The organism is Veillonella rogosae JCM 15642 (assembly GCF_002959775.1).
Lineage (GTDB): Bacteria > Bacillota > Negativicutes > Veillonellales > Veillonellaceae > Veillonella > Veillonella rogosae.
Map to the genome: position 1 here is coordinate 85,621 of NZ_PPCX01000002.1, position 13,057 is coordinate 98,677.

13 protein-coding genes are annotated in these 13,057 nt (G+C 38.5%); all 13 read left to right on the forward strand.

The features are described from left to right. The first annotated feature begins 262 nt into the window (after window positions 1-262). Entirely contained in the window at window positions 263-2,884 is a 2,622-nt protein-coding gene (gene polA / locus VRHSUH09_RS00650) for a DNA polymerase I (RefSeq protein WP_105081096.1), read from the forward strand. A gap of 40 nt (window positions 2,885-2,924) precedes the next feature. After that, the gene (gene coaE / locus VRHSUH09_RS00655) at window positions 2,925-3,539 is read left to right on the forward strand and encodes a dephospho-CoA kinase (protein ID WP_054747226.1); all 615 of its coding nucleotides are present in this window, start codon (window positions 2,925-2,927) and stop codon (window positions 3,537-3,539) included. Window positions 3,540-3,687: 148 nt separating this feature from the next. Beyond that, entirely contained in the window at window positions 3,688-4,242 is a 555-nt protein-coding gene (locus tag VRHSUH09_RS00660; RefSeq protein ID WP_105081097.1) for a lytic transglycosylase domain-containing protein, read from the forward strand. Continuing rightward, window positions 4,226-4,921 (forward strand): hypothetical protein, encoded by a 696-nt coding sequence (locus tag VRHSUH09_RS00665; protein ID WP_054747223.1) that lies wholly within the window; start codon window positions 4,226-4,228, stop codon window positions 4,919-4,921. Before VRHSUH09_RS00660 ends, VRHSUH09_RS00665 begins: the two co-directional genes overlap by 17 nt. A 262-nt stretch (window positions 4,922-5,183) precedes the next feature. Beyond that, complete coding sequence (locus VRHSUH09_RS00670) at window positions 5,184-5,642, forward strand: ribosome maturation factor RimP (RefSeq protein WP_009351782.1); 459 nt, start codon at window positions 5,184-5,186, stop codon at window positions 5,640-5,642. 17 nt (window positions 5,643-5,659) lie between these two features. Next, entirely contained in the window at window positions 5,660-6,736 is a 1,077-nt protein-coding gene (gene nusA / locus VRHSUH09_RS00675) for a transcription termination factor NusA (RefSeq protein ID WP_054747221.1), read from the forward strand. Window positions 6,737-6,738: 2 nt separating this feature from the next. Continuing rightward, window positions 6,739-7,008 (forward strand): RNase P modulator RnpM, encoded by a 270-nt coding sequence (rnpM, locus tag VRHSUH09_RS00680; RefSeq protein WP_009351781.1) that lies wholly within the window; start codon window positions 6,739-6,741, stop codon window positions 7,006-7,008. 12 nt (window positions 7,009-7,020) lie between these two features. Beyond that, window positions 7,021-7,326, forward strand: a complete 306-nt coding sequence (locus VRHSUH09_RS00685; RefSeq protein ID WP_009351819.1) for a L7Ae/L30e/S12e/Gadd45 family ribosomal protein — start codon at window positions 7,021-7,023, stop codon at window positions 7,324-7,326. 15 nt (window positions 7,327-7,341) lie between these two features. Beyond that, complete coding sequence (gene infB / locus VRHSUH09_RS00690) at window positions 7,342-9,837, forward strand: translation initiation factor IF-2 (protein ID WP_054747219.1); 2,496 nt, start codon at window positions 7,342-7,344, stop codon at window positions 9,835-9,837. Window positions 9,838-9,846: 9 nt separating this feature from the next. Beyond that, window positions 9,847-10,203: a 30S ribosome-binding factor RbfA gene (gene rbfA, locus VRHSUH09_RS00695; protein ID WP_012864260.1), complete on the forward strand. Its 357-nt coding sequence runs from the start codon at window positions 9,847-9,849 to the stop codon at window positions 10,201-10,203. Between the two features lie 25 nt (window positions 10,204-10,228). Continuing rightward, a complete protein-coding gene (locus tag VRHSUH09_RS00700; protein ID WP_054747217.1) occupies window positions 10,229-11,173 on the forward strand; it encodes a DHH family phosphoesterase in 945 nt (314 codons plus the stop codon). After that, on the forward strand, window positions 11,173-12,114 hold the full coding sequence (locus tag VRHSUH09_RS00705; protein WP_054747215.1) for a tRNA pseudouridine synthase B: 942 nt from the start codon (window positions 11,173-11,175) through the stop codon (window positions 12,112-12,114). The genes VRHSUH09_RS00700 and VRHSUH09_RS00705 overlap by 1 nt, the downstream gene beginning before the upstream one ends. A gap of 2 nt (window positions 12,115-12,116) precedes the next feature. Next, window positions 12,117-13,052, forward strand: a complete 936-nt coding sequence (gene ribF / locus VRHSUH09_RS00710; RefSeq protein WP_105081098.1) for a riboflavin biosynthesis protein RibF — start codon at window positions 12,117-12,119, stop codon at window positions 13,050-13,052. Window positions 13,053-13,057 lie beyond the last annotated feature (5 nt).

The following is a 13,057-nucleotide window of genomic DNA, read 5'->3' on the forward strand; positions in this document are numbered from 1 at the left end:
CCTTAAAAATCGTTTCTTATACCTGAATGATTATATCATACCACATATTGATACGCAAGGACTTTTCAGCCCAATATTTTCCTTGTTAGTATGAAGTATAAAACATTTTCTATTGTTCTTTAACTATAGCATATAAGTCTGTTTTATGAAATCAAGATTATTAATATATTTGCTAGTGTTGTAATTAGTTATTTATTTTGATTTTAAAGGTTAGTTAGCCCCATTATGTTATAATAAAGGATAGAATTAAGCGAGGTGTATTATGAAAAAATTAATGATTATAGATGGCAGTAGTTTGTTATTCCGTGCATTTTTTGCGTTACCACCGTTGAAGTCTGCTTTGGGGACTCCAACGAATGCGGTGTATGGTTTTTTAACTATGCTCATCAAATTGTACGAAGAAATTAATCCTGATTATATTGCCGTAGCTTTTGATAAAGGTCGTCAGACATTCCGTACTGAAATGTACAGCGAATATAAAGGCAATCGTCCAGATGCACCAGAGGATTTACGTCCACAGTTTAGTCTTATTCAAGATGTATTAAAAGCTTTAGGTATTTGTGTTATTGAAGAAGAAGGCTTTGAAGGGGACGATATTCTAGGATCTTTAAGTAAGAAATTTGGTACATCAGAGATGGCTGTTCAAATTATTACTGGTGACCGCGATAATCTGCAGCTCGTTACAGAGCATAGTCACGTGTTCTTAACTAAAAAAGGTATTTCTGACATGTTAGAGGTTACTCTTGATAACATGGAAGAACTTTATGGCTATGGTCCTGATAAGGTTATCGAAATGAAAGCCCTTATGGGTGATTCCTCTGATAATATTCCAGGTGTACCAGGTGTAGGTGAAAAAACGGCTCTTAAATTGATTACAGAATACGGTAATCTTGAGTCCGTATATGACCATATCGAAGATATTTCCGGTAAGAAATTAAAAGAGCGACTCGTAGAAAATAAAGACTTAGCGTTTTTATCTCGTGAATTGGCAACCATTAAGACAGATATGGATTTATCTTACAAGGTTGAAGATTTTGTACAAAATTTCCATACCTCTGAGGTGCAGCCTTTATTCGAAACCTTGGGATTTACTAAATTAACGCCTCGTATTGTACAAGTAATGGGCGGAGAGGAAGCCGATTTTGGTGATCCTGGTTCTTTATTTGCTCCACAAGAGGAAATTTCTCTAGATGATTTAGCAGATGCTAACGCTTTAACCTCTGAGTTCTATACAGATAAAATGGTGGCAGTACATGTTGTGCTAGATGGTAAAACTCCATTTAGAACAGTAACAAATGCGTATTTATCTAATGGTGATACTATTGTAAAAACAGACGATACTAAAGCTGTATTAGCTGTTTTACAAGGTGCAAATGCTATCGTTACTACTCAAACCAAAGAGATTATTGAAGCCATTGGTGAAGATGCACCAGCTGAGATTTCTTTATTTAATGATGATAAAACCGCTCGTGTCCATGATATGTCTCTTCTTGCGTACTTGTTAGATCCTACGCGTACTAACTATGGTTATCTATATTTAACGGAACGTTTCTCCGTGCCAAGCATTGCTAGTGGTAGTGTAGATGTAGAATGCGTGTCCATGGTGAAAGCTTTACTCGCAATGAACGAAGTCGCTTGTGAATCTGCACGCCGTGAAGAGCTTTGGTCTCTATATGAAACGATTGAGTTGCCATTGATTCATACTTTAGTGGTAATGGAGAAAAATGGTATTTATATTGATACAGAAAAATTAGCTGAAACTACGTCTCGTTTTAAAGAGGAACTAGCGCAAGTACAGCAAGAGATTTACGATATCGCAGGGGAAACTTTCAACATTAACTCGCCTAAACAATTGGGTGTTATATTGTTTGAAAAGATGAACTTGCCAATCATTAAGAAAACTAAGACGGGCTATTCTACTGATGCAGAAGTACTTGATATGCTTCGTCATGAAAGTCCGATCGTAGAGAAAATCTTGGCATACCGTTCTGTAGCTAAGCTAGTATCTACGTATTGTGAAGGCTTGGCCGTCCTCATTAATGATAAGACTAAGCGTATTCATACGACCTTTAATCAAATGGTTACCGCAACAGGACGTCTCAGCTCTTCTGACCCTAACTTACAAAATATTCCGGTTCGTACTGAAAAAGGGCGTGAAATTCGTGCCTTATTCTACCCAGGTGCAGGGTACGATACATTAGTTAGTGCCGATTATTCTCAAATTGAGTTACGTATTTTAGCGCATCTTTCAGGTGATGAAGCTTTAATCAAAGCCTTCGTAGAAGGCAAGGATATTCACCGTTTTACTGCGGCGGAGGTACTAGGAAAATCTCAAGAGGATGTTACGAGTGAAGAACGTTCCCATGCGAAGGCGATTAACTTCGGTATCATTTACGGTATTTCTGACTTTGGCTTGTCTCGTGACCTTGGTATTACACGTGGTGAAGCTAAAAACTATATTGATCTATACTTTAGTCGTTATCCTAAGGTTAAAGAGTATATGGATCGCATGGTTCAAGAAGCTCATGAAACTGGTAAGGTTCGCACTATGTTCGGTCGTCAACGTGAATTGCCTGATATTAACAGCCGTAACTTTAACCGTCGCTCCTTTGCAGAACGTACGGCAATGAACACACCAATTCAAGGTACTGCGGCAGATATTATTAAGTTGGCTATGAACCAAGTCGAGAAAAAGCTAGAAGAAGGAAACTTTACATCCCGTCTTTTATTACAGGTACATGACGAACTTGTATTAGAAGTGGTGAACTCTGAATTAGAAGCAGTAGAAGAATTATTACGTACTACTATGCAATCTGTTGTGGAGTTACAAGTACCTCTTATTGTAGATGTACATCATGCGGAAAATTGGGCGTTAGTCAAATAATAGTTTCTTAATATTAGTTTATTAAAAATAGTAGGTATATATGTTTAAAATAGGATTAACTGGTGGTATTGCATCGGGCAAGAGTACAGTCCTTACCTATTTTAAGGACAAAGGAATACCTTATATCGATGCAGATATCGTCGCTCGTGAGGTAGTAGAGCCCGGTACTGAAGGTTTAGAAGCAATTGTGGATGCCTTTGGTTCTAATGTATTGCATGATGATGGTACATTAAATCGTGAAGCACTGGGAGCTATTGTCTTTCATAATGAAGAAAAGCGCCGACAACTAAATGATTGTTTGAAAGAACACATTCGAAATCGGATTATGGAACTTACAGCTCATTATGAGTCGAATCGTGCAGCTGTTTTAATCTATGACATTCCCTTACTCATAGAAGGTGAATGGTATACCATGATGGATGAGGTGTGGCTCGTTTATGTAAACGAACTAACACAAATAGAACGCTTGATGAGTCGTAATGGCTTTTCTAAAGAGGATGCCATGGCTCGTATTAAGAGTCAAATGCGACTCGACGATAAACGCTCTTATGCAGATCTAATCATTGATAATAATGGTACGCCTCAGGCTTTGACCGCAAAATTAGATACAATTTGGAGTGACCGTTTAGAGCCGCTTTTACAAAAACCTCAATAATAACAGTATATGTGTCAAAATTGGTATATAAAAAATAGTATTAAATGGTATAATAAGCCCATGTAATTTAGTATCATATTGTCTATCATTTTCTTATATGCTAGATAATTGTAAATGTTATAGTAATTATGTGTAGAAAGGGGGATATATGAAACGTGCAACGGCAACGGCGCTGTCTTGCGTCGTACTTGGATGGTTTTATTTTACACATCTAGATGATCCTTTGGCGCGTCAAACCGCGTATCCCTTTAACTATAGAGATGTAGTGATGGCTGCCGCTGAGAAAGAGCAAGTGCCCCCGTCCTTGGTGGCTAGTGTTATCTTGGCTGAAAGTAAATACAAGAACACTGCTGAGTCTGAAACAGGTGCTCTTGGGTTAATGCAACTCATGCCTGATACGGCTCGTTGGGTAGCGCAACAAGTTGGCCATGGCAATTATACAGATCGCCAATTAAAAGAACCTACCACTAATATTGAGTTAGGCACTTGGTACTTAGGTCATTTATTAAAGGAATTTAATGGTGACGAAGTACAAGCGTTAGCTGCTTATAATGCAGGTCGTGGCCATGTGGAATCTTGGCTTCAGGAGAATAAGTGGAATGGTATGGCTGATACAATTCCGTTTCCTGAGACGCGTAGCTATGTAAAGGCTGTTTTACAGTATCAAGAAAGATATGAGGCATTGTATGGAAACGATCATTGAAGCTTGTAAAGGCTTAGACTATTCATGGTTGCCTCAAAGTGTTGAAGGTTTTACTTTAGTTACATCTAGTGATAGTGACTATGCAGAGTTAGCTAATCGTATTGAACGTGGAGAAGAGGTTTTAAGAGTACCTATTTTCCATTATCAAAATGACTTAGGTTGGCGTTGGTGTGCCTTATATGATAAAGAGGTAGAGGATTATACGGTACATATTGAGATGCCTTTATTTTCCTTTGTGGATATTTCCTTTGTAAGAGCTGATTTAGAATCTTTTTGGAACGGTCTTAAGGAACGATGTGTGAAGGGCTTAACAAATATGCTAATCGAACCATCTAATAATTTTACCTTTACTTATCGTCGCAGAGGGATTCCTACATGGGACTTCTCCGAGGTTATGCCTGAAGAGTTAGAAGGTTTTGTTCGAGATATTGATCCTGCTCACGGGATTCGCATGATTAATGGTTCTTTTATCGTTGGTGAATACCGTAAAATGGATGAGTGTACAGGTTTATTATTGTATTATAATGAGTTGCGCGATGAATATTTTGCAGAACTCCGTTATAAAAGCTATCCAGAAATCGATCATCATTTAGACGCTAAAAATCTAGATGATTTATCTGACGTGTTGCGTGAGCATTTAGGCCCTATATTACAAGGCTTAAATAACCGTGTTGATTAATTAGGATAGATTTGACTATGCTGTTATCGTAGTCATTTTTGAGTTTTATAAAATGACTTATGTGGTATTGATTTCTTAAATGCCCATTAGAAAGCGTAGAATTTGTATATACACCGTAAATGTGATATACTATATATGACTTTTATATAAATCTTTTAAAAGAGTGGGCTTATGTCCACTCTTTCATTTATGATTAGCCTAATTTTAAGGTGAATGAATCAAGAGATATATACAAGATGTTGTAATGAAGGAGGCGATGGCTATGAAGAGAGAAGCAGTGGAGGAATTTGTATCCTCTGTAGTTGAAGGTATAATAGCCGGCACCGATATGGAACTCGTTGATGTAGACTATGTGCGCGAACGTGATTGGTATTTGCGCGTCTATCTCGACAAACCAGGTGGTGTAGATTTGGATGATTGTCAGTTGGTGAGCGAAAAATTAAGTGCTGTCCTCGACGAAAAAGATCCAATTACGGAAAACTATTTATTGGAAGTATCTTCTCCAGGCTTAGATCGAGTTCTTAAGAAGGATAAGGATTTGATTCGCTATAATGGCCGAGACGTAGATATTCAGTTATTTAAACCTGTTAATGGCAGTAAGCAATTTACTGGTGCCTTACAAGGTTTTACGGATACAACTATCGACTTTACTATTAATGGTGAAAGCATGACATTTGAACGTTCTGCTATTGCACAAATTCGATTACATCTTGATTTTTAATATATGGAGGCATACGAGTGAGTCAAGAATTAATTCAAGCGGTAATGGTACTTACAAAGCAAAAAGGTTTTGCTCCTGAGGTTATCTTTGAATCCTTAGAGGCTGCATTATTGCAAGCATATCGCAAAGAACCAACATCTAACCCAGATGCGTACGTTGTGATTGACCGCGAAACAGGCGTTTATAAAGTAATGGCAAAAAAACAAGTAGTAGAAACTGTGGAATTACCTGAAACAGAAATCAGCTTGCTTGATGCTCGCAAAAAAGATAAACGTTTTGAGATTGGTGACGTAGTAGAAGTAGATGTAACTCCTGCCAACTTTGGTCGTAGCGCTGCCCATACTGCAAAACAAATGCTCATTCAACGTTTGAAAGAGGCTGAGCGCAGTGTAGTATATGAAGAATACTATAGCCGCGAAGGTGATATCATCACTGGCGTCATTACTCGCGTAGAAGGAAAAAATGTATTTATTGATCTTGGTAAAACAGAAGCAATCTTACCACCAACAGAGCAAATTGCTACTGAAACATATCGTGAAGGGGACCGCATTAAGTGCTATATCGTAGAGGTTAAGAAAACTACGAAAGGCCCTCAAATCATGATTTCCCGTACACATCCAGGCTTATTAAAACGTCTCTTTGAATTAGAAGTGCCAGAAATCTTTGAAGGCGTTGTGGAGCTTAAGTCTGTAGCTCGTGAGCCAGGTATGCGCTCTAAAATCGCTGTATATAGCCGTGATGAAAATGTTGATCCTGTAGGTGCTTGCGTAGGTCCTAAAGGTCAACGTGTACAACATATCGTTGATGAATTACACGATGAAAAAATTGACATTGTTAAATGGGATGAAGATCCAGCAATTTACATTGCTAACTCCTTAAGCCCGGCGAAGGTTATATCTGTAGATGTAAGCGAAGAAGAAAAATCTTCTTACGTAGTAGTGCCTGACTACCAATTATCTTTAGCGATTGGTAAAGCTGGTCAAAATGCTCGTTTAGCGGCCAAGTTAACAAACTGGAAAATTGATATTAAAAGCGAAACTCAAGCTGCTGAAGAACCTTTCACAGGTTTTGGCAATGCTGAGGAAGGTGAATAGTCATGAAACCGAAATCCCAACCTATGCGAACTTGTGTAGGATGTGGTGAGCCTAAGGCTAAACGCGAATTGATTCGAGTAGCTTTGAGCCCAGACGGTAACATCAGTATTGATCGCACTGGTAAAGCACCAGGACGTGGAGCCTATCTATGTGAATCCATGTCGTGCTTTGAGCAAGCCTATAAGGCAAAACGATTAGAACGGTCATTAAAGCATGGTGTATCGAAAGAGATATACGAAGCATTACAACGTGATTTACAAGAGAATGAGTAATCACTGATATACATGAATGAAGATAAAATTTTGAATCTCTTAGGTCTAGCACAACGAGCAGGCAAAGTTATTTCCGGTGATTTCATCGTAGAAAAGGCTATAAAGAGAAAGGAACCGAAATTGGTACTTCTCGCTGGTGACTGTGCAGCCAACAATGAAAAGAAATATACTCAACTAGCAGAGACACATCAGATTCCACTTCATAGTATTGCCAATAAAGAGGCGTTAGGAACGGCCATTGGTAAAGAAGTTAGGGTAGTAGTTGCCGTACTAGATGATGGATTTGCAAAGGCAATATTAAAAGAGATTGATCGATAATAAGGGGGTATGTAGATGTCCAAAAAGCGCGTCCATGAAATCGCCAAAGAGTTCGGCGTAGAAAGTAAGCAGATTATTTCTATTTTGCAACAACATAATGTAAATGTTACGAAAGCAGTTAATTCTGTAGATGATTCTGGTTATGAAATTGTAAAAAAACAATTGAGTAAGAAATCTGAAGCACCTAAAGTAGCACAAAAAACAGAACAAAAAGTAGAACAAAAATCTGCTCCAACTGCAGCTCATAAACAAGAAGCTGCGCCACATAAACAACAACATTCAAATCGTTCTAACGAACAGAAAAAGGATAATCGTAAACAAGGTGGTCAAAAACAAGACGATCAATCTAAACAAAACGACCACAAAAAAGGCAATGTACGTCACGTACAAATTTCTGAGCCTACACGTAAATCCGATGGTAACCAACATGGTGGTGACCGCGCTAATAACCGCCCTAATAACAATAATAACCGCAATAATGACAACCGCAATAATAACGGTCGTCCTAATGATGCGCGTAATAACGACAATCGCAATAACGATAATCGTAATAGCGACAACCGCAACAACGATAATCGCAACAACGATAATCGCAATTCTAATAACAATGATCGACGTAACAAGAAAAATAAAAAAGGTGGCAACAATCGCCCTCAATCCTTGTTATCTACATCTATGCAAAAGAAAAAGAATCGCGTAAAACATCGTAATGAACAGTACTTACAACAAAAAGCTGAGGCTGAACGTAAGGCTGAAGCAGCGATTGCCACAGAAATTGAATTGTCTGGTTCTTTAACTGTTAAAGAACTAGCTGAAAAAATGGGCCGAGAAGTATCTGAAATTATCAAAAAATTGATGCTTTTAGGTGTAATGGCAAGTATTAACCAAGAGGTTGATGTTGATACAGCTACAATCGTAGCAGAAGAATTTGGTGTAACTGTAACTGAAGTAGAACCTGAAGAGGATCCTACTGATATTATCGAAATTGAAGATGCACCAGAAACATTAAAACCTCGTCCACCAGTAGTTACTATCATGGGTCACGTTGACCATGGTAAAACATCCTTATTGGACGTAATTCGTCAAACTAACGTAACAGCTGGCGAAGCTGGCGGTATTACTCAACATATCGGTGCTTACCAAGTTCGTTATAACGACAATAAAATCACATTCCTTGATACTCCTGGCCATGAAGCGTTTACAGCTATGCGTCTTCGCGGTGCTAAATCTACAGATATCGCAGTTCTCGTTGTAGCTGCTGATGATGGTGTAATGCCGCAAACTATCGAGGCTATTAACCATGCTAAATCTGCGGATGTACCTATTATTGTTGCTATCAACAAAATGGATAAACCAGGTGCTAACCCAGACCATGTTAAACAACAATTGTCTGAACATGGCCTTTTACCAGAAGAATGGGGCGGCGATATAATCATGGTTCCTGTATCTGCTAAACAAAAACAAGGTATCGATGACTTGCTCGAAAATATCTTGCTCGTAGCAGAGGTTATGGAATTGAAAGCTAACCCTAACCGTAAAGCTTATGGCGTAGTTATCGAGGCTCAACTTGATAAAGGCCGTGGTGCTGTATGTACCGTATTAGTACAAAAAGGTTCCCTCCGTGTAGGTGACACAGTACTTGCTGGTACTGCATACGGTAAAGTTCGTGCTATGACAAATGAACGCGGCGAAAAAGTAAAAGTAGCTCGTCCATCTATGCCAGTAGAAATCTTAGGTTTCTCCGAAGTTCCACAAGCTGGTGAAATCATCAATGGTATGGATGATAACGAAGCGCGTGCAATCGCTGAAAAGCGTATTGCAAAACAACGCGTTCAAGAATTACAAGCAACTCACAAAGTTACATTGGATGATATTTTTAACCAAATTCAACAAGGTGAGTTAAAAGACCTTAACATCATCATCAAAGCTGACGTTCAAGGTTCTGTAGAAGCATTGCGTCAATCTTTAGAAGGTATTAAAAACCCTGAAGTTCGTATTGTTATCGTCCATGCTGCAGTAGGTGCTATCAACGAATCCGATATCATGTTGGCTTCTGCATCTAATGCAATCGTAATGGGCTTCAACGTACGTCCTGATGCTAATGTTCGCCGCGCTGCGGAAAATGAAAAAGTTGACCTTCGTACATATCGCGTAATCTATGATGCTATCAACGATGTTGAGTCTGCAATGCGTGGTATGTTAGCACCTCAATTCAAAGAGGTTATCGTTGGTCGTGCTGAAGTACGTCAAGTAATCTCTACACCTAAAGCAATTGTTGCTGGTTCTTATGTAACTGAAGGTCGTATTACTAACGACTCTGAAGTACGTTTGATCCGTGATGGCATCGTCGTATTTGAAGGTAAGGTTGACTCCTTACGCCGCTTTAAAGACGAAGTGAAAGAGGTTAAAACATCCTTCGAATGTGGTATTTCCTTGGAAGGTTACCGCGATGTGAAGGAAGGCGACGTTATCGAAGCATACTTAATGGAAGAAATTGCACCTCAATTCTAGGAGGTTTATATGAGTGACGTTCGTGTCAGAAAATTACAAGAATTTATCAAACAAGAGGTAAGTCAAATGTTGATGCGCGGGTTGAAGGATCCTCGCATCGGCTTTACTACGATCACTGATGTTCATGTAACAGGTGATTTACGGGAAGCTACGATTTATGTTTCCTTGTTTGGTTCTGATAAGGAAAAACAAGATACCCTTATCGCATTAAAGCATGCAGCTGGCCATATTCGTACTGAGCTTGGCAAAGTACTTAAATTGCGCCATATTCCTTCTATCACTTTTGATAAGGATACGTCTTTAGACTATAGCATGCATATCGAATCCCTTTTGAATGAAATCAAAAAGGACGAAGAAACAAATTAACAAATTAACACAAAGGATACAGAACATGAGTAAGATTACTATTAATCAATTACATATGGCTCTGTGTGAAGCTAATTCTATTATGCTAACCGTCCATGTTAGACCTGATGGCGATGCTATCGGGTCCATGGTGGCCTTTTACGAAGCCCTTATAGGACAAGGTAAAACTGTATATATGGTAGTGGATGATGTAGTTCCTGAGAAGTACTCATTCTTACGATATACGGACCACATCCATGATGTAGCGTACTTTGAAACTAACCCAGTTGACATTGATATGCTTATGATTTTGGATGCTAGCACGTATGAGCGAATTGGCAAAGTAGGTGCACTCTGGAGTGCACCTATTTTTAATATAGACCACCATATTTCCAATACGGAATTTGCTGATCATCTATATTTGAAGTCAGAATTTGCTGCTACAGGTGAAATTGTTACGGACTTATGTACGAAATGGAATTGGCCTATCACCGAGTCGATGGGCACCGCATTATATATGGCGATTGCTACAGATTGTGGGTTCTTTAAATTTAGTAACACCACAGCGAATACCCTTGAAATGGCTGCTAAATGTGTAGCTGCAGGGGCTAGACCAAATGTTATTTCTGAAACGATTGAGGCCGTATCTGCTAGTCGTCTTGAATTAACTAAACAAGTAATGCAAACTATTGAGTTCCACAAGAATAATACAGTAGCAACCATTGATTTGAATCGAGAAGCTATGAATATTCTTGGAGATGATACAGATGGTTTTGTAGATATTATTAGAAACGTCGATACTGTTGATGTAGCCATTTTATTAAAAGCAGAAGCCGATGATAGAACTCGTGTTAGTTTACGTTCTAAAGGTATTGATGTAAACGCAGTAGCCAGTCACTTTGGTGGAGGCGGTCATATTCGCGCTTCTGGTTGCACTATTAATCTACCGTTAGAAGAGGCAAAACAAGCTCTTATTGAGGTAATTAAGTAATGGATGGCATTTTACCATTTTTAAAACCGCCTGGTATTACGAGTCATGATGCTGTAGCTATTTGTCGCCGTATTTTAAAAGAAAAGCGCATTGGTCATAGTGGTACACTTGATCCGATGGCTTATGGTGTATTACCAATATTTCTAGGTAAGGCTACGCGCCTCATAGAGTATACTGAAGGTTTTGATAAAACCTATGTAGCTGAATGTAAATTTGGAACTTTTACAGATACTGAAGATAGCTCTGGACAACCTGTATTACCTGATACAGATATGGTGTTGCGTGACGGTGTTGTATTGAATGAATCTATTCAGTCTTCTGAGCTCTCTGGGTCTATGCTTAAGCCAACATTTGATGAATTGGTTAATACCTTGAATACCTTTGTAGGCATTCAAAATCAGAGGCCATCTAAGTATTCTGCGATTAAAGTAAATGGTATTCGAGCTTATGAATATGCACGAAAAGGGATCCCTGTAGAATTGCCATTACGTCAAATTCATATTAAACATATTGAATTAATAGCCTATGGATTCCCATACTTTACGGTTCGCGTTACTTGCTCAGGCGGTACTTATATTCGTTCGTTATTACGCGATATTTGTTTTTCTCTAGGCATACCAGGAACTATGACTTCTTTAGCACGTACTCAAGTGGGACCTTTTGCTATCGATTCCGCAAAAATAGCGGAAGAGTTAATATTACATGGTGAAAGCCTTTTACTACCAACAGAAGTGGCGGTATCTCATCTTTCACAAGTGACTGTAAATAGTGTACAATTAAAGATGATGGTGCAAGGCAAGGAGTTGCCTATTAACAGTGAATTTTCTTTCACTGAGCCAGATAATTTGTATAGAGCCTATGGACCGCATGGTTTTATTGGTATTATGAAACGAACAAACCACTCCTTAAAGGTGGAAAAAAATATTTTTATTGAAGGATAAATATGAAACAAATACATTCGTTTGATGAACTACGTCAAATCAAAGATACAAAAGTATATGCCCTTGGTACCTTTGATGGCATTCATCGAGGTCATCAACGAGTTATACGTAAGGCTGTTGAGGAGGCTGCATCAGTTAATGGTGTTAGTATCATCATAACCTTTGAACATCATCCGTTGACGATACTACATCCAGAACGAGTACCTAAACGGTTGATTCAAGAAGACATTTTGAATACAGTCATTGAAAGCCTCCAGGTGGATTATATTTTGCGATTACCGATGACTGAAGCATTGCTTAACATGTGTGCTGATGAGTTTTTAAATGCCCTTTGTAAAGATACTAATGTAGAAGCTATCGTCGTTGGTGAAAATTTCACATTTGGTGCTAAAGGGCTAGGTAATCCTGAATATATGAAACAAGTATTGGCAGATAAGGCGATACAAGTTTTAGTTCAGCCTTTATTGCCTTGTGATGGACTTAGTACTCCTATTTCAAGTACTGAGATTAGAAAAGCTATTCGAGAAGGCCGTCTAGAAGATGCCACTCATTGGCTTGGTCGACCATTCCAGTTTAAAGGTACTGTTATAAAAGGTGATCAACGGGGACGTACATTAGGATTCCCTACATTAAATTTATTGCTTCCTAATGAAATGGCTACACCTCCAGATGGAGTGTATGCTAATCGTGTATGCATTGATGGCATTTGGTATGATGGGGTAGGTAATGTTGGAGACAATCCAACATTTAAAAACCAGTACCATAGATGTGAAGTACACGTATTTGACTTTGACCAAGATATATATGGAAAAGAAGTAATCGTACAATTTATTTCCTATCTTAGAGGGGAAGTTAAATTTAATAATTTACAAGATCTTATCGATCAAATGAAAGTAGATGAAGAACAGGCGTTAGCTATTTTAGCTAATGCACAATAAGGGGG